Origin of the sequence: Streptomyces shenzhenensis (assembly GCF_003688995.1) — a bacterium.
Classification (GTDB): Bacteria; Actinomycetota; Actinomycetes; order Streptomycetales; family Streptomycetaceae; genus Streptomyces; species Streptomyces shenzhenensis_A.
Genome location: NZ_PENI01000027.1, coordinates 14,655 through 34,684, shown reverse-complemented (window position 1 = coordinate 34,684; position 20,030 = coordinate 14,655). Strand labels below are relative to the sequence as shown.

Genomic DNA, 20,030 nt, shown 5'->3' with positions numbered 1-20,030 from the left:
TTCCTCGCGCCCCTTTGGGGGCGCGGTCCGGCTGCGCCCTTCATCCGATGGCCGTGAGGAGACCGAGACATGCTGGACATCGCCGACGAGCTGAACCGGTGGGTCGAGCGGGGCCGGGACGCCGCCGTGGCCACGGTGGTGGCGGTCGGCGGCAGCGCGCCGCGACTGCCCGGTGCCGCCCTCGCGGTGGACGCCGACGGCACCGCGATCGGCTCGGTCTCCGGCGGCTGTGTGGAGAGCGCCGTCTACGAGCTGTGCCGCCAGGCGCTCCAGGACGGCGAGACCGTTCTCGAACGCTTCGGCTACAGCGACGCGGACGCCTTCGCCACCGGCCTGACCTGCGGCGGCGTCATCGACGTCCTCGTCACACCGGTGCGGGCGGCCGATCCCGCCCGCCCGGTGGTCGCCGCCGCGCTGGCCGCCGCCGCGCGCGGGGAGGCGGCGGCGCTCGCGCGGATCGTCGCGGGCCCGGCCGGGCCGACCGGCCGGGCGCTGCTGGTGCGCGCCGACGGCACCGTCGAGGGCGGCTTCGGCGGCCACCCGGCACTGGACCGCACCGTCGCCGCCGAGACCCGTGCCTTCCTGGACGCGGGCCGCACCGGCACCCTGCAGACCGGCGAGCGGGGCTCCCGCTGCGGGGCGCCGCTCACCGTCCTGGTCGAGTCGTCCGTGCCGCCGCCGCGGATGATCGTCTTCGGGGCGATCGACTTCGCGTCGGCGCTGGTGCGGATCGGCAAATTCCTCGGCTACCACGTGACGGTGTGCGACGCCCGACCCGTCTTCACGACGAGGGCCCGGTTCCCGGAGGCCGACGAGATCGTCGTGGAGTGGCCGCACCGGTATCTGGAGCGCACCGGCGTCGACGGCCGGACCGTGCTGTGTGTCCTCACCCATGACGCCAAGTTCGACATTCCGCTCCTTCGGCTGGCGCTGCGCCTGCCGGTCGCGTACGTCGGCGCGATGGGCTCCCGCCGCACCCATCGGGACCGTACCGAGCGGCTGCGCGAGGCCGGCGTCTCCGAACTCGAACTGGCCCGGCTGCGCTCACCGATCGGCCTCGACCTCGGCGCCCGCACGCCCGAGGAGACGGCCCTGTCGATCGCGTCGGAGATCGTCGCGCACCGCCGCGGCGGCACCGGTGCCGCCCCACCGGGGCCCACACCCCGATCCACCACGACCCCGCCGCGCCCCCACCCCACCGGATCGGCTCCGTGGCCTGACCCGGTCCCGCGGCGGGGCTCGTCAGGCCCTTCTGAGCAGGGAGTTGACCGCCCGGCCGAAGACGGCTCGGGCGGCTCGGGTCAGCAACGGGTCGAAGAGCGGCGGGAGTCCGCGGATCCGCAGGTCCTCCCGCCACAGCACCCGGGTGCGGCCGCCGGGGCCCGGGCGGACCTCCAGTTCGGCCCAGCCGAGGACCACCCGGCCCCGCTTGGCCAGATGGACGAGGCCGGGCTCGCCGTCGGCCGGCGGGCACCACACCGTGACCTCCATCGGATCGTCGAAGGCGAACGGCCCGATGCCCGTGCGGGCCACGATGCGCGTGCCCACCCGGGTCGGCGGACCGGTGACCACGGCGACGCGGGTCAGCGGCACCGCGTCGCCGTGCCGGGGCCACTGAGTGAGCCGACGCCACGCCTCGTCGACGGGAAGCGGTGCCGTGCGCTGGAGAAGGAAGTCGGCCACGCGACGATCTTAGGGAACCGACCGTCCGGAACAGGGTGTGTATAGCCCCGGTGGGGTCGTCGTACCACCATGGGAGGAGAGGGGAGCCACCTCCGGCGGAGAGGACGGACCATGCGGTTCCAGAACCGGAGCCAGGCCGGACGGGAACTCGCCGGGCGGCTGACCGTACTGCGCGAGCAGGGCGGCCTGCCGGACCCCGTCGTGCTGGCCCTGCCGCGCGGCGGCGTCACGGTGGCCGCGGAGATCGCGCGCGCCCTCGGCGCCCCGCTGGACGTCCTGCTCGTCCGCAAGATCGGCGCCCCGCACCACGAGGAGTTCGGCATCGGCGCGATCGCGGGCGACGATCCGCCCCTCTACGACGCGTACAGCCTGGAGCGGCTCGGCCTGAGCGAGAAGCGCCTCGCCCCCACGGTGGCACGGGAACGGACCGAACTACACCGCCGTGAGCGGCGCTACCGCGAGGGCCGCCCGCCGCCCGGACTGACGGGCCGCACGGTGATCGTCGTCGACGACGGGCTGGCCACCGGCTCCACCGCGCGCGCCGCCCTGCGCCATGTGCGCCGCCAGGCGCCCGCGCGCCTCGTCCTCGCCGTCCCCGTCGGCGCGCCCGAGTCGCTCGACGCCCTGCGCCATGAGGCGGACGACATCGTCTGCCTGTACGCGCCCCCCTCCTTCAGCTCGGTCGGCCAGTGGTACGACGAGTTCGGACAGCTCACCGACGACGACGTGATCGACGCGCTGCGCCGGAACTGACGCGCCGCCCACGGGAACGAAGGAGGCCCACGGTGCCGGAGATGCCCGCCGACGAGGCGCGACGGCGGTTCGCCGCCGCCCGGGTGGCACGGCTCGCGACGGTCGACGAGGCGGGCCGCCCCCATCTGGTGCCCGTCGTGTTCGCGATCGCGGCCGGGCCGGGCGGGCACGGCGCCGACGGCATCGTCACGGCCGTGGACGGCAAGCCGAAGACCACGACCCGGCTGAAGCGGCTGCGCAACATCGCCGCCCACCCCGCCGTGTGCCTGCTGGCCGACGTGTACGGCGAGGACTGGGGCCGGCTGTGGTGGATCCGGGCCGACGGCGAGGCCCGCATCCTGCGGTCCGACGCCGCCGAACCCGCCGCGCGGGCCGAGTGCCGGGCCGCACTCGGCCGGCTGCGCGACAAGTACCCCCAGTACCGCGACCGTCCGCCGGCCGGCCCGGTCGTGGCCGTCACTGTCCTGCGCTGGACCGGCTGGCGAGCGGGCCCCGAGGCCTGACGCCCCGCCGGGTGCCGTGCCCTGCCTACTCGCCTTCCTCGGCCTTCCTGACGGTGCCGTTCTCGTCGATCACATGGGTGTTCCAGTACCGCTCCCACTTGTCGTCGACCGTCTTGGGGACCTTGCCCTCGGGGTAGCGGACGTAGCCCTTCGGCGGGTCCTCGCCCTTGGGCGCGCAGGCGCTGCCGGTGCTGCCCACGGCCTGGACGGGGTACTCGCCGCCACCGCAGACCGCTTCGTCCATCGAGCAGCCGGTCAGCATCACGGCGGCCAGCGCCGTGGCCACCAGCGCGGCAAGAGGAAGGGGGCGGAAACGTAACATCTCTCTCCTTGAAACACGTGCGGGAGGGCCGTCTCGGCCGGCCTCCGGGACATGACCGACTCTATAAAACCTGTACCGCTCGTTTTCTTGAAGCATTCGTGTTTGGGGCGGTAGGTTGGCCGCCATGACCGCAGCCCAGCCTCCGACCGCCGCCGACGAGCTGCGCGGTGCCGGTCTGCGTGTGACGGCCGCCCGTGTCGCCCTGCTCGACACCGTCCGGCGCGGCGACCACCTCGGCGTCGAGGCCATCGCCTCCGGGGTGCGCGAGCGCGTCGGCCACATCTCCCTCCAGGCCGTGTACGAGGGCCTGCACGCCCTCACCGCGGCCGGACTCATACGCCGTATCGAACCGGCAGGCAGCCCCGCCCGGTTCGAGGGCCGCATCGGCGACAACCACCACCACGTCATCTGCCGGTCGTGCGGTGCCGTCGCCGACGTCGACTGCGCGGTCGGCGACGCCCCCTGCCTGACCGCCTCCGACGACCACGGCTACGTCATCGACGAGGCCGAGGTCATCTACTGGGGCCTGTGCCCCGCTTGTTCCACCGCCCGCAGTTCCTGAGCACCAAGATCCGCCCAGTCCGGAAGGATTTCAATGTCCGAGAACCATGAGGCAATCGTCACTGACGCGAAAACGGAGGAGACAGGCGGCTGCCCGGTCGCGCACGATCGCGCCCCGCACCCGACGCAGGGCGGCGGCAACCGCCAGTGGTGGCCGGAGCGGCTCAATCTGAAGATCCTTGCGAAGAACCCCGCCGTGGCCAACCCGCTCGGTGAGGAGTTCGACTACGCCGAGGCCTTCAAGTCCCTCGATCTCCCGGCCGTCAAGCGGGACATCGAGGACGTGCTGACGACCTCACAGGACTGGTGGCCCGCCGACTTCGGCCACTACGGCCCGTTCGTCATCCGCATGGCCTGGCACAGCGCCGGCACCTACCGGATCAGCGACGGCCGCGGCGGCGCCGGCGCCGGCCAGCAGCGCTTCGCCCCGCTCAACAGCTGGCCGGACAACGCCAACCTGGACAAGGCCCGCCGTCTGCTGTGGCCGGTCAAGAAGAAGTACGGCCAGAGCCTGTCCTGGGCCGACCTGCTGATCCTCGCCGGCAACGTGGCCCTGGAGTCCATGGGCTTCGAGACCTTCGGCTTCGGCGGCGGCCGGGCGGACGTCTGGGAGTCGGAGGAGGACGTCTACTGGGGTCCCGAGACCACCTGGCTCGGCGACGAGCGCTACACCGGCGACCGCGAGCTGGAGAACCCGCTCGGCGCGGTCCAGATGGGCCTCATCTACGTCAACCCGGAGGGCCCCAACGGCACCCCGGACCCGATCGCCGCGGCCCGCGACATCCGCGAGACGTTCCGCCGTATGGCGATGAACGACGAGGAGACCGTCGCCCTGATCGCCGGCGGCCACACCTTCGGCAAGACCCACGGCGCCGGCCCGGCGGACGCTGTCGGCCCCGACCCCGAGGCCGCCCCGCTGGAGGAGCAGGGCCTCGGCTGGAAGAGCGGCTACGGCACCGGCAAGGGCGCGGACACCATCACCTCCGGCCTTGAGGTCACCTGGACCAGCACCCCCACCCGGTGGAGCAACGGCTTCTTCGACAACCTCTTCGGCTACGAGTGGGAGCTGACCGAGAGCCCGGCCGGCGCCAAGCAGTGGAAGCCGAAGGACGGCGCGGGCGAGGGCACGGTGCCCGCCGCCCACGACCCGTCGAAGAAGATCGCCCCGGCGATGCTCACCACCGACCTGGCACTGCGCTTCGACCCGGTCTACGAGCCGATCTCCCGCCGCTTCCACGAGAACCCCGCGGAGTTCGCGGACGCCTTCGCCCGGGCCTGGTACAAGCTGACCCACCGTGACCTGGGCCCGAAGTCGCTGTTCCTCGGCCCGGAGGTGCCCGCGGAGACCCTGCCGTGGCAGGACCCGCTGCCGGCCGCCGAGGGCGCGGCCATCCACGCCGCCGACATCGCCGCGCTCAAGGCCAAGCTGCTCGACTCGGGCCTGACGGTCGCGCAGCTCGTCTCCACCGCGTGGGCCTCGGCGTCGACCTTCCGCGGCAGCGACAAGCGCGGCGGCGCCAACGGCGCCCGTATCCGCCTGCAGCCGCAGAGCGGCTGGGAGGTGAACAACCCGGACGAGCTGGCGACCGTGCTGCGCACCCTGGAAGGCATCCAGCAGGAGTTCGACTCGGGCGCCAAGAAGGTCTCGCTGGCCGACCTGATCGTGCTCGGCGGCAGCGCCGCCGTGGAGCGGGCCGCCAAGGACGCCGGTCATGACGTCGAGGTCCCCTTCACCCCGGGCCGCGTCGACGCGACGGACGAGCACACCGACGCGGAGTCGTTCGCCGCGCTGGAGCCGGCCGCCGACGGGTTCCGCAACTACCTCGGCAAGAGCAACCGGCTGCCCGCCGAGTACCTGCTGCTCGACCGGGCGAACCTGCTCACCCTGAGCGCCCCCGAGCTGACGGTCCTCGTCGGCGGTCTGCGCGTCCTGGGCGCGAACCACGACAACACGAAGCTCGGCGTCCTCACCGACGCCCCCGGCACCCTCACCAACGACTTCTTCGTCAACCTGCTCGACCTGGGCACGACGTGGAAGGCGACCTCGGAGGACCGGACCACCTTCGAGGGCCGGGACGCCACCGGCGCGGTCAGGTGGACCGGCAGCCGCGCCGACCTCGTGTTCGGCTCCAACTCCGAACTGCGGGCGCTCGCCGAGGTCTACGCGAGCGACGACGCCGCGGAGAAGTTCGTGACGGACTTCGTCGCGGCCTGGACGAAGGTCATGAACCTCGACCGGTTCGACCTCGTCTGACCGCTCGCACGCTCGGACGTCCGGGCCGGCCCACGGTGGCCGGCCCGGACGTCTGTCTGTGTTTGTATTCGTTTTAACCGCCACCGCCGCGCCGGGACCGCGGGTCACAGGGGCTGACGCGCGACCGCCACCACGAACGTCCCGTACGCGAGCGACACGGCCGTCAGCGCCCCGCCCAGCAGCAGCGCCCTCGCCCGCTTCGCGCGCCAGGTCCGCACGAGCGCCAGGGCGAGGGGCACGAGGAGCGGGAACGCGGGCAGCAGAAAACGGGGCTTGGACGCGAACGGCCCCGACACCGCCACCACCAGCAGGAGCAGGGTGCCCGCGAACACCACCAGCGGCAGCGGGGCGCGCTCCAGACACAGCAGGCCGAACAGCAGGATCCCGGCGCCCACCACCACCAGGGCCAGCGGGTAGACGACCCCGCCGCCGTGCAGGAACAGCGCCTTGAGGAAGCGCAGGGCGCCCATCCCGAAGTCGAGGCGCGAACTCCAGGCGCTCTGCACCCGGAAGTAGCCGTGCAGCAGGTCCCCGGTACGCCACCCCACCCACAGCACATAGCCCGCCCAGCCCAGCGGGGCGAGGACGGCGCCCGCCCACAGCCCGGCCGGCGCCCGGCCGCGGCGCCGCACGATCGCGTACCCGGCCGCCGCGACGACGGCCACGGCCGCCGCGATGCCGCTCGGCCGTGACAGCCCGGCCAGGGCCGCGAGCACACCGGCCGTCAGCCAGCGGTCCTTGAGCACGGCGTACAGACACCAGGCCGCGAGCGCGGCGAACAGCGGCTCGGTGTAGGCGAGCGTGAGGACGACCGAGTGCGGCAGCGAGGCCCACAGCGCCACCAGCGCGGTGGCGACCGCCCGCCCGTACAGACGGTGGCCGACGGCATAGATCCCCCAGGCGGCCACGGCCGCCGCGCACCAGGCGATCAGCAGGCCGGCCCCGGCGGGGGAGAGGGGCAGCACGGCCGTGAGCGCCCGGATCAGGGTCGGATACAGCGGGAAGAACGCCCAGTCGGTCTGCACGTCGCCCGTGGGAGTGATCCAGATCAGGTGTCCGTAGCCGTGCGTGGCGATATGCAGGTACCAGTTGGAGTCCCAGGAGTGGGCGAGGTTCTTGGTGAGCGGCCGGCCGTACAGCCGGCTCGTCACGACGACCGCGACGACACCGGCGGCGCGGACGGCCACGAACAGGGCGAGGGCCGGGAGCACACCGGCCGGAGCCGGGTGCCACGGCCGCAGCGCCCGGCGGGGAGCGGGACGCCGCACGGACGGGTACGGCACGGCGGGTTCGGGCAGCGGTGCGGAGGGCGTGCTCACTCTTCGACCTTGGGCACGCCCCGCCCCGCACGCAATCGGGACTCCGCCCTTCTCACCCGCCGTTTACGTCGCCGGAGGGAGCCCCCGACGGGAGTCCCCCGCAGAGCCTTCGGTGCGGGACGCCCCTGAGAACGGGCGGGGGGTCAGCGAGTGCGGGGCTGGTTGAAGCGGAGCATGTTGCCCGCCGGGTCGCGGAAGGCGCAGTCCCGGACGCCGTAGGGCTGGTCGATCGGCTCCTGGAGGACCTCGCCGCCGGCCGCCCGGATCCGCTCGAAGACCGCGTCGACATCGTCGGTGGAGAAGATCACACCGCGCAGCAGGCCCTTGGCCAGGAGCTCGGCCATGGCCTGCCGGTCGGCCGGCGAGGCGTTGGGGTCGGCGAGCGGCGGTTCGAGGACGATCTCCACGTCCGGCTGCGCGGGCGATCCGACGGTCACCCAGCGCATCCCCTCGAAGGCGACGTCGTTGCGCACCTCCAGGCCGAGGACGTCCCGGTAGAAGGTGAGCGCCTTGTCATGGTCGTCGACTGCGATGAAGCACTGCGAGAGCTTGATGTTCATGCCGTCGACGCTACGAGGCGGCGGCCGGATCCGCTTCTCCGATCCTGACCGGTCGCCCGCTCGCGCCCGGCCGGCCGGCTCTGACCGGTCGCGTGAAGACCTTGGCCACGCACGCCGGGATCGCGGCGCCCTCCTCGTGCCGGCGGGCCCGGTACGCGCTCGGGCTCTCGCCGACCAGCTCCGTGAAGCGCGAGCTGAACGACCCCAGTGACGTACACCCCACCTCGAAGCAGACCTCCGTCACGCTCAGGTCGCCCCGCCGCAGCAGCGCCTTGGCACGCTCGATACGGCGGGTCATCAGGTAGCTGTACGGCGTCTCGCCGAAGGCGGCGCGGAAGCTGCGGGAGAAGTGCCCGGGCGACATGAGGGCGACGGCGGCCAGCGCGGGCACGTCCAGCGGGCGGGCGTAGTCGCGATCCATCACGTCCCGTGCGCGGCGCAGTCTCACCAGGTCCTCGAGCGTCACGCAAACCAGCATCGCACGGGCCACCGACAACGCCACCGCAGCCGCCGTACCGCCCGGCGCCGGGCGGTCACCGACCTGAGCGGCCGATTTCCGAACATCGAGGTACCGGGCTGTCCGTCGGTGGGACGCGGGGCTCGGGAGCCGCCGGACCGGCGGGGTGGCGGGTGGTTGTCGACCTGGGCGGCCGATGCCTGGAGGCCGAGGTGCGGGGCGGCGGGGTCGGTGGTGTCCCGGTGGTGGCGCCAGCTGTCGTGGCACGTGGTGCCGGGCTGCCCGTCGGTGGGACGCGGGGCCCGGGCGGCTTCGACGGTCGTGCCGTGGCAGTCGTCGTTGGACCCGGTGCCGCCGGACCGGCCAGGGGGGCCTGACGGCCCGTGACGCAGCCGAGAAAAAAGGGGGTAGCCACGCCGGCGAGGGGGCGGGCTATTCTCTGACCGCAGCCAGGCGGCCCCGCGCCGCGCCCCGGGTCGGCAGCGCCCGGAGCCGGTCCCCTCTCCGCCGAGGTCGGTCCTGGCTCGGCCACGCCCACCCGCACACCGCGTCCGGTCACCTCCCGACGGAGGGCCTCGGCTCCCGCGCCGAGCGCGCCCGGGCGGCGTCGGAGGGGCATCGCGCAGCCCCGGCCGAACCCTGATCAGCCCCGGTCACCGGCGGACCGTTGCCGCGCCCGCCCCGACCACGCCGACGCGGACCGCGACGGCGGCCCAGCCCACAGAGGGAGAGACGATGAGCAAGGCCCCGAGGACGGACCCGCAGGCGCCCGCGTCGCACGCCGCCGACAGCCACGAGCTGATCCGCGTGCACGGCGCGCGCGAGAACAACCTCAAGGACGTCAGCGTCGAGATCCCGAAGCGCCGGCTGACGGTGTTCACCGGGGTGTCCGGCTCGGGCAAGAGCTCACTGGTGTTCGCCACGATCGCCGCCGAGTCGCAGCGGCTGATCAACGAGACCTACAGCGCCTTCGTACAGGGCTTCATGCCCACCCTCGCCCGCCCCGAGGTCGACGTGCTCGACGGGCTGACCACCGCGATCATCGTCGATCAGCAGCGCATGGGAGCCGACCCGCGCTCCACGGTCGGCACGGCCACCGACGCCAACGCGATGCTGCGCATCCTCTTCAGCCGTCTCGGCGAGCCGCACATCGGCCCGCCCGGCGCGTACGCCTTCAACGTGCCCTCGGTGCAGGCGAGCGGCGCGATCACCGTCGAGCGCGGTACCAAGAGGACCGAGAAGGCCACCTTCAGCCGCACCGGCGGCATGTGCCCGCGCTGCGAGGGCCGGGGCCGGGTCTCCGACATCGACCTGACCCAGCTCTACGACGACAGCAAGTCGCTCAACGAGGGCGCGCTGACGATTCCCGGCTACAGCATGGACGGCTGGTACGGCCGCATCTTCAGCGGCTGTGGCTTCTTCGACCCGGACAAACCGATCCGCAGGTTCACCGAGCGGGAGCTGAACGACCTCCTCCACAAGGAGCCGACCAAGATCAAGGTTGATGGCATCAACCTCACGTACGAGGGACTGATCCCGCGGATCCAGAAGTCGATGCTGTCGAAGGACATCGACGCGTTGCAGCCGCACATCCGGGCGTTCGTGGAGCGGGTGGTGACCTTCGCCGTCTGCCCCGAGTGCGACGGCACCCGGCTGAGCGAGGGCGCCCGGTCCTCGAAGATCGAGGGGATCAGCATCGCCGACGCCTGCGTGATGGAGATCCGCGATCTCGCCGAGTGGGTCCGCGGCCTCGGCGAGCCGTCGGTGGCCCCGCTGCTGGCGAAGCTCCAGCACACCCTGGACTCGTTCGTGGAGATCGGCCTCGGCTATCTCGCGCTGGACCGGCCGTCGGGCACGCTGTCCGGCGGTGAGGCGCAGCGCGTGAAGATGATCCGCCACCTCGGCTCCGCACTCACCGACGTCACCTATGTCTTCGACGAGCCCACCGCGGGCCTGCACCCGCACGACGTCCAGCGGATGAACGACCTGCTGCTGCGGCTGCGCGACAAGGGCAACACCGTGCTGGTCGTGGAGCACAAGCCGGAGCTGATCGCCATCGCCGACCATGTCGTGGACCTGGGTCCGGGCGCCGGCACGGGGGGCGGCACCGTCTGCTTCGAGGGCACCGTCGAGGGGCTGCGGGGCTCCGACACCGTCACCGGCCGCCATCTCGACGACCGGTCGGCCCTGAAGGGGACGGTGCGCACGCCCACCGGCGCGCTGAAGATCCGTGGCGCGTCGGTGAACAACCTGACCGGCGTGGACGTCGATGTCCCGCTCGGTGTGCTCACCGTCGTCACCGGCGTCGCCGGGTCCGGCAAGAGTTCGCTGGTGCACGGCTCGATCCCGGCCGACGAGGGGGTGGTCTCGGTCGACCAGAGCCCGATCCGCGGGTCGCGGCGGAGCAATCCGGCGACGTACACCGGGCTGCTCGAACCGATCCGCAAGGCATTCGCGAAGGCAAATAGCGTCAAGCCTGCGCTGTTCAGTGCCAACTCCGAGGGCGCCTGTCCCGCCTGCAACGGCGCCGGGGTCATCTTCACCGACCTGGCGATGATGGCCGGCGTCTCCTCGCCCTGCGAGGACTGCGAGGGCAAGCGGTTCCAGCCGTCGGTCCTGGAGTACACGTTCGGCGGCCGTGACATCAGCGAGGTCCTCGCGATGCCGGTGTCCGAGGCCGAGGAGTTCTTCGGCGCGGGCGAGGCACGCACCCCGGCCGCGCACCGGATCCTCACCCGGCTCGCCGACGTCGGGCTCGGCTACCTCACCCTCGGCCAGCCGCTCACCACGCTCTCCGGCGGCGAGCGGCAGCGCCTCAAGCTGGCCACGCACATGGCGGAGAAGGGCGGCGTCTACGTCCTCGACGAGCCGACAGCCGGCCTGCACCTCGCCGACGTCGAGCAGCTGCTCGGCCTGCTCGACCGGCTCGTCGACTCCGGCAAGTCGGTGATCGTCGTCGAGCACCACCAGGCGGTCATGGCGCACGCCGACTGGATCATCGACCTGGGACCCGGCGCCGGTCACGACGGCGGCCGGATCGTCTTCGAGGGCACCCCCGCCGACCTGGTGGCGGCCCGCTCCACCCGCACCGGCGAACACCTCGCGGCATACGTCGCCTGACACCCACGCGGCCCCGCCGGGACACCCTCCGGCGGGGCCGCCGGGCCGTACCCGGGCGGTGTCCGGCACTGCGGTGAGCATTCCTCTCCCGGGTGACGCCTCGTCAGATGGCTGCGGCAGGCGGTCGGTTGCCGGTCCGCCGCAGCCGCGCACGTGACGCTCCCCGGTGTCGGACGCCCCCGCAATGGGCGCTGTACGCCACGCCGAGTGCGCTCCACGCCCAGGGCCGCCCGGCGCCCGGATGACAGGCGGGGCGCAGCCCGGTGGCGCGGCACGGGGGCCGCGCCACCGCACCGGCACCCGGCCCTGTCGGCGGCGGGCGGCGCGTGCCCCCGGGCTGAGGGCTACCCGGGCGCGCCCCGGTCGGGCGGTACGGCCTCGAACTCCCGTTGCAGATGCCCGGTGTCCAGCCGCAGCCGCCAGGCATTGCGGCGGTGCACGGCCGCCAGCGCCGACTCCAGCGGGGAGGGCGGCACCGCGAGGACGGGGCAGCCGGCGTGCGCGAGGCAGTGGCGGCCGACCGAGGGCCACAGCCCCCGGTGCAGCAGCCCGCGCTGCCCGGCGCCGACCACGAGGAGGTCGGTGTCCCGGTCCGCGGTCCGCACCAGCACCGGCCCCGGGACGCCCCGGACGACGAGCGCCCGTCCGGGCAGCCCCGGGCCCGTTTCGCCGAACACCGCGCGCAGCGCGGCCTCCAGCCGTTCCCCGGCCAGCCGTTCCCAGTCCTCGGCGAGCACGGCCGCGGCCGGTGACCTGCGGCTCGAGAGATCCCCGCCGGGCGGCCGCCAGGCCAGCACCGGCCAGAGTTCGGCCCCGCGGCGCCGTGCCTCGTCGGCGGCCCGGCCCAGGGCGGTGCGGCTGCCCGGTGAGCCGCTCACCCCCACCACGACACGAGCGGCCGAGGGCGGACGGGACTCGGACATCGCAACCACCGTTCTGCACCCACCGGCCGGAGCCCCGGCCGGTGAACCTCCTCTTGGGCCGCCTCCATCACACCCCCGCTCCCCGGCCCCCGGCCACCCCGGACCCCCGTTCTTGGCATCCTCCTGACGCCCCCGCCCCGCGCGACACCGGTCTCCTCATGCGCGCGCCCCTCATGCCACGCCGAGTCCCGCCGGGAGTTCGACGACCGTGCCGGTGGTACGGGCCCGTTCCGCCGCCCACACCACACGGTGGGTGGCGAGGCTCTCCGCCGCGTCGGACAGCAGCAGCGAGGCGTCGCCGGTCGCCACGGCGGCCAGGAACGCCTCGGTCAGCGCCTCGTCCCCGCCGCCGTGCCCGTCCCGGGCGCTCGGTCCCGCCTGGGCCGCGGCCTCGCTGTGCGGATCCGGTACGCGGGTGTACGGGCCCACCACCCGCTCGGAGCCGTCGCGGAAGTCGACCAGCCGCAGTGTCTCGCCGTCGCCGTCCAGGAAGCCGTGCGTCCCGAGGATCCGGGTGCGCCGCTGTTCCATGGGGGTGAAGGCGCTCATGGTGAACGAGCAGGTGGCGCCCGAGGGGAACTCCATGGCGACCACCTGGTGGTCCACGACGTCGTTGTCGCACGCGTAGACGCACCGTCCGTACGGCCCGGTCCGCAGCGCCTCGCGCACCCCTGCCTCGGTGTGGTCGTCGGTCACGGCCGACAGCGGCCAGAACTCCCGTTCCGGGTCGCCGAGGCAGCCCAGATAGAGCCGCTCGGCCGAGTACGGGCAGCCGGCCTCCACCGCGCAGTCCGCGCAGCGCGCCGCGGCCCCCGCCGGCGCGGACTCGGGACGGAAGTGCGTCAGGCCGCCGAAGGAACTCACCCGCCGTGGGGGCTGCCCGAACAGGTGGACCAGCCAGTCGATGTCGTGGCACGACTTGGTGAGCAGCATCGGCGCCGAGGTGTCCTGCCGGCGCCAGTTGCCGCGTACGAACGAGTGCGCCTGATGCCACCAGCCGACCGGTTCCAGGTGCTGGACGCTGACGACGTCCCCGATCCGGCCGTCGTCCAGCAGCCGCTTGAGGAAGCGGGTGTACGGGGTGTACCGCAGCACATGGCACACGGCCAGCAGGATCCCGTTGCGCCGCGCCGCCTCCGCGATCGCCGTGGCCTCCGCCTCGCTGGTCGCCATGGGCTTCTCCAGCAGGATGTGGTGGCCCAGGTCGGCCAGCGCGACGGCCGGCTCGGTGTGCTCGCGGTCCTGGGTGGCGACGACGCACGCGTCGGCGAGCCGCCCGTCCCGTACGGCCGCGCGCCAGTCCGGGTAGGTGCGCTCCGGCGGGACGCCGAACTCGGCCGCCGCGCGGGCCCGCCGCCGCGGGTCCGGTTCGGCGACGGCGGTGAGGCGCGCGGATCCGGTGGCCACCGCGTGCCGTGCGTAGGTCATGCCGCGCAGACCGGCACCGACGAGAGCCAGCGTCACCTGGGCCATGGGAGTACCTCCTGGGGTGGGGCGAGAGCCGGGGCACGTGTGGACGGCGGACCGGGGCGGGTCCGCCGCCCGGCGGGTCAGTGCCCGAGGGTGGCGCGCAGCGCGGGCTGGAGCAGCTCGGCGTGGGCGCGGACCATGTCGTCGCACAGGTCCCAGATGCGTTCGACCGGCAGGGCGGCGGCCGTGGCCGGGTCCGCCATGGCGGCCTGCCGGATCGACCGCGGGTCGTCCTCCAGCGCGGCCCGCACGACCAGGTCGTTCATGCTCAGATACGAGCGGTTGAGCGCCGCGCACTGGGCGGGCAGCGCGCCCACCCGGGTGGGCTGGACGCCCAGGCCGTCGACGAGGCAGGGCACTTCGACGGTCCCGGTGGCGGGGAGGTTGTCGATGAGCCCGCGGTTGGGGACGTTGCCGTACACCGTGCGTGGGGTGCCCGTGGTGATGCTGTGGATGATCTGCGGGGCGTACTCCATGGTGCCCTCCACGGTGAGCGGGGTGCCCTCGGCGAGCGCGTCGCGGGTGTGCTCGTAGGCCGCGATGTTCTCGTCGACGATGCCGAGGTAGGCCCCGACCGGCAGCCGCAGCCGCTCGACCTCGCTGTCGTGGTGCAGATACCAGGGGACGTACTCGGAGGAGTGCTCGCTGGTCTCCGTCGGGTAGTAGCCGAGCCGCCGGTACATGTCGACGCGGACCCGCCGGCGCAGTTCGGGGTCGTCCGCGATCAGCTTGTCGAGGCGCGGGTACAGGTCGACGCCCTGGTGTTCCAGGCGCAGCACCCAGGCCTGGTGGTTGACGCCGGCGGCGCGGTACGTGACCTCCCGGTGCGGGACGCCGAGCAGGTCGGCCAGGTCATGGACGGTCCAGTACACCGAGTGGCACAGGCCCACGACCCGGGTCAGGCCGGTGGCCTGGGTGAGGTACTGGACGTTCATGGCCATCGGATTGGTGTAGTTGAGCAGCCAGGCGTCGGGGCAGACCTCGGCGATGTCCTCGGCCAGCGACTTCAGCAGCGGGAAGGTGCGCAGCGCGCGGAAGATGCCGCCGATGCCGAGGGTGTCCCCGATGGTCTGGCGCAGCCCGTAGCGGGCGGGGACGTCGAAGTCGGTCCGGGTGGCGGCGCGCATCCCCACCTGGACGATGTTGATGACGAAGTCGGCGTCCGCCAGGGCGGCGCGGCGCTCGGCGTGCGCGGTGACGCGCGGCCGGAGCGCGCCCTCGCCGGTGAGGCGGTCCGCGATCTGCCGGGCCGCGCCGTCGGCGGTGGCGAGCCGTTCGGCGTCGATGTCGTGCAACGCGATGTGCGCGCCCTGCAGTTCGGGGAAGGCCAGCAGGTCGGCGAGCAGGCCCTGGGTGAACACGACGCTGCCGGCGCCGATGAACGCGATTTTCGGGGCGGTGAGGGTCATCAGAGGTTCTTTCCGTTCCGAGCGAGTGCGGCGGCGGCCGTGGTGAGCCGGGGGAGCAGGTCCGGTGAAGTCCACTGCGGTTCGACAGCGCTCCGAAGGGGCGCGGGGAACTGCGCGACCGGCCACGACGATGCCGCGGACGACCGACGGCACATCGCGGCAATTCCAGCGGAGCGCTTGGTGGTGAGCCGGGCATCGGGGTTGGCGTCCTCGATGACGAGCAGGTCGAAGGTGTGCGCCATGCGGCTTCCTGTGAGGTGCGGGTGCGGGTGGTGGCCGTACGGGTGCCGGTGGCCCGCGGGCCGGCGCGGGCGCGGTGGGACGGGGCGCGTTCGGGGTCATCCCTTGAGACCGCTGGACGTGATCGACTGGATGAACGACTTCTGCGCGAACAGGAAGGCGAGCAGGACGGGCAGGACGGTGACGACGTTGCCCGCCATGACCGCGGACCATTTGGTGTGGTGCTGCCCCTGGAAGGTCGTCAGGCCCAACTGGAGCGTGTACTGGGTGTCGTGGTTGATGGCGATCAGCGGCCAGGACAGGTCGTTCCATGTGGTGAGGAAGGTCAGCACGGCCACCGTGCTCAGCGCGGGCCGGGACAGCGGCAGCACGATGCGGAAGAGCACCCGCAGCCGCGAGCAGCCGTCCAGCCACGCGGCCTCTTCCAATTCCCTGGGCAGGGAGAGGAAGAACTGGCGCAGCAGGAACACCGCGAACGGGGTGACCAGCGACGGCACGATCAGCGCGCCCAGGGTGTCGATCAGCCCCAGCCGCTTCATCACCAGGAACGTCGGGATCATCGTCAGCTGGAACGGGATCACCATCGTGCCCAGCATCAGGGCGAGCAGCAGCCGGGAGCCGGCGAACCGCATCCGGGCGAAGGCGTACCCGCCCAGCGAACCCAGCAGCAGGTTCGACACCACCGCCACCAGCGACACGATCAGCGAGTTGGCGAACCAGCGCGGGAACATGGCGTTGCCGAGGACGTACCGGTAGCCGCCCAGGTCGATCCCCGAAGGCCACAGGGCGGGCGGGAAGCGGTTGATCTCGGCGTCGCTCATGGCGGAGCTGAGCACGACCCAGATCAGCGGCAGCGCGAACAGCAGGGACAGCGGCGCGAGCAGCAGGTGCCAGGCGTGGAAGGGCAGCCGGAGACGCGGCGAGGGCCGGCGGTCCGGTCGCGCGGCGGCCGGCGCGGGGTGCAGGGCGGAGGGCGAGGGCGATGTGGCCGTCATCGTGCGGCTCCTTCGAGGCGGTGGTCCGCGCGGGCGCGGCCCCGTACGGCCCGCACCGTCCGGGGGACCGTGCCGAGGACGAGCAGGGCCAGCGCCAGGGCGTAGGCGGCTGCCGCGCCGTAGCCGGCCGTGAAGTTCTTGAAGGCCTGTTCCCAGATGAAGTAGACGATGACCGTGGTCGAGCCCAGCGGGCCGCCCTTGGTCGTCACGTACACCAGGTCGAAGACCTGGAGGGCGTTGATGGTCTGCCACACCGTGAGGAAGGTGAGGACCGGGGCGAGCGCGGGGAGGGTGACGTGGCGCAGCAGGTGCCGTCGTCCCGCGCCGTCGAGGCGGGCCGCCTCGACCAGGGAGGGCGGTACGTCCTGGAGCGCGGCGAGCGTGACCACCACACAGAAGCCGGTGCCGCTCCACAGGGAGATCGCCACCAGGGCGAGCAGCGCCTGTCCGGGATCGGTGAGGAAGCCCTGCGGTGAGATGCCGAGCTTGTGCAGCACGGAGTTGGCCGCGCCGAACTCCGGGTCGAGGATGAAGGAGAACAGCACGCCCTGCGCCGTCGCCGAGACGACGAACGGCACGAAGATGAGCGTGCGGTACAGGCCGACCAGGCGGATGCGCTGGTTCAGGGCGAGCGCCAGCGCCAGTCCGAGGGCGATGCTCAGCGGGACGTAGAGCACCGTGTACAGCACGGTGTTGCGCACCGCCTGGCTGAAGTGCGGGTCCTGCACGAGGGCCCGGTAGTTGTCCGGGCCGACCCAGCGGCTGGGGGTGACGAGATCGTCGGCCTGGAAGGACAGCAGCAGCGACCAGGCCACGGGTACGACGCTCAGCCCGAGGATGACCAGGACGGACGGGGAGACGAACGCCCAGGCGGTCGTGGTCTCCCGGCGCTGCCGGCGGCGCGCGGCACGCCGGCCTCGTCCGGTGTCCGTGTCCGTGCCGGGGTCCGCGAGGGTGAGGGGAGTGGGCAGGCGGGGCATGGTGATCCTCTCAACGCGGAATGAGCAGGGCGGCGTTGGCCTCGTCCGCGCAGTCGCGCATGGCCGCGGCGGGCGAACTCCTGCCGAGCAGCACGGCGGCGATCGCCTGCCCGAGGGCCTGCGAGATCTGCGGATAGGCCGGGTGCACGGGGCGCACCCGGGCCGAGTCGAGGGCCCGGGTGAACACCCGCAGCCCCTCGGTGCGGGACTCCTGCGTCCGCCACGCCGCGAGGGCCTGGGTGCTGCGGCTCAGCGGGAGGCTGCCGGCCTGGACGTCCCAGCGCACGTCCTGCGCGGGGCGGGACAGCCAGGCCACGAACGTGCGGGCCGCCCGAACCCGGGCCGGACCGTTGTCGAACACGGTCCAGGTGTCAGGACCGGAGATGGTGACGGGGCGGCCGCTGTAGCTGGGCAGCGGGACGACGTGGTAGTCGATACCGGCCTGCCGGACGTCGGGCAGCTGCCACGGCCCGGTGACGACCATGCCCATCCGGCCGGAGGCGAAGACCTGGTACATCTGCTCGCTGCCCGGCTTGGGGTCGACGTAGACGCTCTTCGCCCGCGTCAGCTCCGCCACCGTCTCCAGCGCCTTGACGCCGGCGTCCGCGAACCCGATCCGCCGCCCGCCCTCGCCGACGACGTCGCCGCCGAGGTCCCACACCATCGGCCACAGCCGCCACACGGTGTCCTCGTCGCCGACGCCGGGCCAGCCGGTGCCGAAGACGCCCCGCCGCCGGCCGGTGAGCCGCCCGGCCGTGTCCACGAACTCGTCCCAGGTCCAGCCCGCCCGGGGCAGCGGCAGTCCGGCGTCACGGAAGGTCTTCTTGTTGCAGACCACGGCGAGCGAGTCGAGCAGCGCGGGCGCCGCGCGCACCTGCCCGTTGAGGGTGACGGCCTCGCGTGCGGGCGCCCAGAAGTCCTGCCAGGGCACGGGCCCGGAGCGGACCGTGTCGGTCAGGTCGACCACCGAGGGGCTGCGCGCGACGCTGGCCAGGTCGGAGCCGAAGACGTAGGCGACGTCGGGGAAGGAGCCGGACGCGAGCGCGGCGGTGATCTTCTGCAGCATCGCGTCGGCGAGCACGCCGCCGCCGGCGTCGACCCGGATGCCGGGGTGGGTCCGGTTGAACTCGGACACCAGCCCCTCGATCGCCTTGCGGCCGGTGTCCGTCTGCCCGTGCCACAGCTCGACCGTGACCCGTCCGTCGGCCCCGATGCCGTCGTCCGCCTGCGCGCCGCAACCGGCCAGGGGAGCCGCCGCGGCGCCCAGCGCCAGGGCCGAGCCCCGGCGCAGGACCGTACGGCGCGTCGGCCCCGGTCCGGTCCCGGCGGGTGGATGTGCTGCGCTCATGTGGAAGCCCCCAATGAGTACGCGGTGCGGGAGACGCGTCGCGCGCGGCGCGTCCCTGCACGGCAGAAGGTGTGGATGGGCGGCGCACGGCGCGGCGGGCGCACGGTGTGCCGGAGCGCGCTCCCTCATGCGGGGGAGCAGGCGGTGGGGGGTGGGGGAGGAGGCGGCCCCGGCCACCGGGCGGGGGACCCGGTGGCCGGTACGCCGGTCCGTCGGCGCCGGCCGGAGAGCGGCCGGTTCAGCAGGTCTTGCGGACGTACCCGCTGTCGCCGGGCGCGCTGACGTTCACGTCGCGCAGGACGACGCTGAGCCGGTCGCCGAACTCGGCGCACGTCTTCCGGAAGGCCTTGTCCTGGTACTCGATCACGATGACGTTGTCGTTGAAGCCCGCGGTGTAGTCACCGCACTCGTCCCACTGGCCGCACTCCTCGGCGACGGCGAAGTCGAGTCCGGTCGTCGCGCGGTCCGTGGAGAAGCCCGGGGTGTTCTTCTGCGCGATGGCGAGGCCCTTGGCGTGGGCGTGGTCGGCGAGCAGCTTGACGTACGCCTTCGCGTTCGACTCGCTGATCAGGTTGGTGCGGTCGAAGGTGTCCAGGTTGTCGGGCTCGACGGCGTTGAAGCCCTTGCCTGCGCAGCCGTCGATCCACGCGTCCACCTTCGCGGCGATCTGCTTCCGCTTGGCGTCGGTGCGGATGTCCAGCATGGCCTCCCCCCAGTCCTCGTCGTAGACGACGTTCCCCTTGGCGTCCCGCAGCAGCAGGTCGCCCCACTCGCTCTCGGCGCCGGGCTGGGCCTGGAAGGCGTTGACGTAACAGATGTTGTAGAGGCCGGCCGCGGGTGCGGCGGTGTGGTCGCGGCTGACGACCTGCACCCCGGCCGGCGGGGTGTAGGGCGAGCCGATCTGGTAGTCGAAGCCGGCGTGTGCCGGCGGCGGCACCACCGCCTGGGCGGCGGCGTCCGCGGTCGGGGCGAGGAGGAGAGGACCGACTACCGCCGCCGCCGAGGCCACCGCGGCTGCGGTGAACGCACGGGTCCGGGCACGGGGGTTGAAGGGCATCGCGAGCTCCAGAAGATGGGGGGTACGTCCCCGCCTCGGACGCCGCGTCCACGCGGTCGTCCTGGCGACAGTGTCC

18 protein-coding genes and 1 pseudogene are annotated in these 20,030 nt (G+C 73.1%); 6 read left to right on the top strand and 13 right to left on the bottom strand.

The window, feature by feature from the left end:
* The first annotated feature begins 69 nt into the window (after nucleotides 1-69).
* Nucleotides 70-1,220, top strand: a pseudogene (locus CTZ28_RS32750) (XdhC family protein).
* Nucleotides 1,221-1,242: 22 nt separating this feature from the next.
* On the opposite strand, the gene CTZ28_RS32745 reads toward CTZ28_RS32750, so the two are convergent.
* A complete protein-coding gene (locus tag CTZ28_RS32745; RefSeq protein WP_121893351.1) occupies nucleotides 1,243-1,683 on the bottom strand; it encodes an SRPBCC family protein in 441 nt (146 codons plus the stop codon).
* A gap of 111 nt (nucleotides 1,684-1,794) precedes the next feature.
* Here CTZ28_RS32745 and CTZ28_RS32740 point away from each other — a divergent pair, with 111 nt between their 5' ends.
* Both CTZ28_RS32740 and CTZ28_RS32735 read left to right on the top strand, forming a co-directional pair.
* Entirely contained in the window at nucleotides 1,795-2,436 is a 642-nt protein-coding gene (locus CTZ28_RS32740; RefSeq protein WP_121893350.1) for a phosphoribosyltransferase, read from the top strand.
* Nucleotides 2,437-2,468: 32 nt separating this feature from the next.
* Nucleotides 2,469-2,939 (top strand): TIGR03668 family PPOX class F420-dependent oxidoreductase, encoded by a 471-nt coding sequence (locus CTZ28_RS32735; RefSeq protein WP_183154699.1) that lies wholly within the window; start codon nucleotides 2,469-2,471, stop codon nucleotides 2,937-2,939.
* Nucleotides 2,940-2,964: 25 nt separating this feature from the next.
* Here CTZ28_RS32735 and CTZ28_RS32730 read toward each other — a convergent pair whose 3' ends face one another.
* Nucleotides 2,965-3,261, bottom strand: coding sequence for an SCO0607 family lipoprotein (locus tag CTZ28_RS32730; protein ID WP_121893349.1), 297 nt, complete (start codon nucleotides 3,259-3,261; stop codon nucleotides 2,965-2,967).
* Between the two features lie 124 nt (nucleotides 3,262-3,385).
* Here CTZ28_RS32730 and CTZ28_RS32725 point away from each other — a divergent pair, with 124 nt between their 5' ends.
* Complete coding sequence (locus CTZ28_RS32725; RefSeq protein WP_121893348.1) at nucleotides 3,386-3,823, top strand: Fur family transcriptional regulator; 438 nt, start codon at nucleotides 3,386-3,388, stop codon at nucleotides 3,821-3,823.
* A gap of 33 nt (nucleotides 3,824-3,856) precedes the next feature.
* Complete coding sequence (gene katG / locus CTZ28_RS32720; RefSeq protein ID WP_121893347.1) at nucleotides 3,857-6,076, top strand: catalase/peroxidase HPI; 2,220 nt, start codon at nucleotides 3,857-3,859, stop codon at nucleotides 6,074-6,076.
* A 104-nt stretch (nucleotides 6,077-6,180) separates the two neighbouring features.
* Here katG and CTZ28_RS32715 read toward each other — a convergent pair whose 3' ends face one another.
* The 3 genes from CTZ28_RS32715 to CTZ28_RS32705 form a co-directional block, all read right to left on the bottom strand.
* Nucleotides 6,181-7,395 carry a glycosyltransferase family 39 protein gene (locus CTZ28_RS32715; protein ID WP_121893346.1) on the bottom strand — a complete coding sequence of 405 codons (1,215 nt, stop codon included), beginning with the start codon at nucleotides 7,393-7,395 and terminating at the stop codon, nucleotides 6,181-6,183.
* A gap of 143 nt (nucleotides 7,396-7,538) precedes the next feature.
* Nucleotides 7,539-7,955: a VOC family protein gene (locus tag CTZ28_RS32710; protein ID WP_121893345.1), complete on the bottom strand. Its 417-nt coding sequence runs from the start codon at nucleotides 7,953-7,955 to the stop codon at nucleotides 7,539-7,541.
* Nucleotides 7,956-7,965: 10 nt separating this feature from the next.
* Complete coding sequence (locus tag CTZ28_RS32705) at nucleotides 7,966-8,421, bottom strand: helix-turn-helix transcriptional regulator (protein ID WP_259471921.1); 456 nt, start codon at nucleotides 8,419-8,421, stop codon at nucleotides 7,966-7,968.
* Between the two features lie 726 nt (nucleotides 8,422-9,147).
* Here CTZ28_RS32705 and CTZ28_RS32700 point away from each other — a divergent pair.
* Nucleotides 9,148-11,532 carry an ATP-binding cassette domain-containing protein gene (locus CTZ28_RS32700; protein WP_121893343.1) on the top strand — a complete coding sequence of 795 codons (2,385 nt, stop codon included), beginning with the start codon at nucleotides 9,148-9,150 and terminating at the stop codon, nucleotides 11,530-11,532.
* A 344-nt stretch (nucleotides 11,533-11,876) separates the two neighbouring features.
* Here the strand turns inward: CTZ28_RS32700 and CTZ28_RS32695 are convergent, their stop codons facing one another.
* The 8 genes from CTZ28_RS32695 to CTZ28_RS32660 form a co-directional block, all read right to left on the bottom strand.
* Nucleotides 11,877-12,455: a universal stress protein gene (locus CTZ28_RS32695; protein WP_121893342.1), complete on the bottom strand. Its 579-nt coding sequence runs from the start codon at nucleotides 12,453-12,455 to the stop codon at nucleotides 11,877-11,879.
* A gap of 171 nt (nucleotides 12,456-12,626) precedes the next feature.
* The gene (locus CTZ28_RS32690) at nucleotides 12,627-13,928 is read right to left on the bottom strand and encodes a Gfo/Idh/MocA family protein (protein ID WP_121893341.1); all 1,302 of its coding nucleotides are present in this window, start codon (nucleotides 13,926-13,928) and stop codon (nucleotides 12,627-12,629) included.
* A gap of 77 nt (nucleotides 13,929-14,005) precedes the next feature.
* Complete coding sequence (gene melA / locus CTZ28_RS32685) at nucleotides 14,006-15,334, bottom strand: alpha-glucosidase/alpha-galactosidase (RefSeq protein WP_121893340.1); 1,329 nt, start codon at nucleotides 15,332-15,334, stop codon at nucleotides 14,006-14,008.
* Nucleotides 15,334-15,576 (bottom strand): hypothetical protein, encoded by a 243-nt coding sequence (locus tag CTZ28_RS32680; RefSeq protein WP_121893339.1) that lies wholly within the window; start codon nucleotides 15,574-15,576, stop codon nucleotides 15,334-15,336. Before CTZ28_RS32680 ends, melA begins: the two co-directional genes overlap by 1 nt.
* 96 nt (nucleotides 15,577-15,672) lie before the next feature.
* Nucleotides 15,673-16,569 (bottom strand): carbohydrate ABC transporter permease, encoded by an 897-nt coding sequence (locus tag CTZ28_RS32675; RefSeq protein ID WP_121893338.1) that lies wholly within the window; start codon nucleotides 16,567-16,569, stop codon nucleotides 15,673-15,675.
* Nucleotides 16,566-17,549: a carbohydrate ABC transporter permease gene (locus tag CTZ28_RS32670; RefSeq protein ID WP_121893337.1), complete on the bottom strand. Its 984-nt coding sequence runs from the start codon at nucleotides 17,547-17,549 to the stop codon at nucleotides 16,566-16,568. The genes CTZ28_RS32675 and CTZ28_RS32670 overlap by 4 nt, the downstream gene beginning before the upstream one ends.
* A 10-nt stretch (nucleotides 17,550-17,559) precedes the next feature.
* Nucleotides 17,560-18,897, bottom strand: coding sequence for an ABC transporter substrate-binding protein (locus CTZ28_RS32665; RefSeq protein WP_121893336.1), 1,338 nt, complete (start codon nucleotides 18,895-18,897; stop codon nucleotides 17,560-17,562).
* A 238-nt stretch (nucleotides 18,898-19,135) separates the two neighbouring features.
* Complete coding sequence (locus CTZ28_RS32660) at nucleotides 19,136-19,954, bottom strand: endo alpha-1,4 polygalactosaminidase (RefSeq protein ID WP_121893335.1); 819 nt, start codon at nucleotides 19,952-19,954, stop codon at nucleotides 19,136-19,138.
* Nucleotides 19,955-20,030 lie beyond the last annotated feature (76 nt).

Bases quoted from the DNA above. Each gene is read 5' to 3' on its own strand.
- CTZ28_RS32680 (WP_121893339.1), bottom strand. From the start codon at position 15,576: ATGGCGCACACCTTCGACCTGCTCGTCATCGAGGACGCCAACCCCGAT.
- CTZ28_RS32670 (WP_121893337.1), bottom strand. From the start codon at position 17,549: ATGCCCCGCCTGCCCACTCCCCTCACCCTCGCGGACCCCGGCACGGAC.
- CTZ28_RS32675 (WP_121893338.1), bottom strand. From the start codon at position 16,569: ATGACGGCCACATCGCCCTCGCCCTCCGCCCTGCACCCCGCGCCGGCC.
- CTZ28_RS32660 (WP_121893335.1), bottom strand. From the start codon at position 19,954: ATGCCCTTCAACCCCCGTGCCCGGACCCGTGCGTTCACCGCAGCCGCG.
- CTZ28_RS32695 (WP_121893342.1), bottom strand. From the start codon at position 12,455: ATGTCCGAGTCCCGTCCGCCCTCGGCCGCTCGTGTCGTGGTGGGGGTG.
- CTZ28_RS32690 (WP_121893341.1), bottom strand. From the start codon at position 13,928: ATGGCCCAGGTGACGCTGGCTCTCGTCGGTGCCGGTCTGCGCGGCATG.
- CTZ28_RS32665 (WP_121893336.1), bottom strand. From the start codon at position 18,897: ATGAGCGCAGCACATCCACCCGCCGGGACCGGACCGGGGCCGACGCGC.
- CTZ28_RS32710 (WP_121893345.1), bottom strand. From the start codon at position 7,955: ATGAACATCAAGCTCTCGCAGTGCTTCATCGCAGTCGACGACCATGAC.
- CTZ28_RS32700 (WP_121893343.1), top strand. From the start codon at position 9,148: ATGAGCAAGGCCCCGAGGACGGACCCGCAGGCGCCCGCGTCGCACGCC.
- katG (WP_121893347.1), top strand. From the start codon at position 3,857: ATGTCCGAGAACCATGAGGCAATCGTCACTGACGCGAAAACGGAGGAG.
- CTZ28_RS32730 (WP_121893349.1), bottom strand. From the start codon at position 3,261: ATGTTACGTTTCCGCCCCCTTCCTCTTGCCGCGCTGGTGGCCACGGCG.
- CTZ28_RS32725 (WP_121893348.1), top strand. From the start codon at position 3,386: ATGACCGCAGCCCAGCCTCCGACCGCCGCCGACGAGCTGCGCGGTGCC.
- CTZ28_RS32740 (WP_121893350.1), top strand. From the start codon at position 1,795: ATGCGGTTCCAGAACCGGAGCCAGGCCGGACGGGAACTCGCCGGGCGG.
- melA (WP_121893340.1), bottom strand. From the start codon at position 15,334: ATGACCCTCACCGCCCCGAAAATCGCGTTCATCGGCGCCGGCAGCGTC.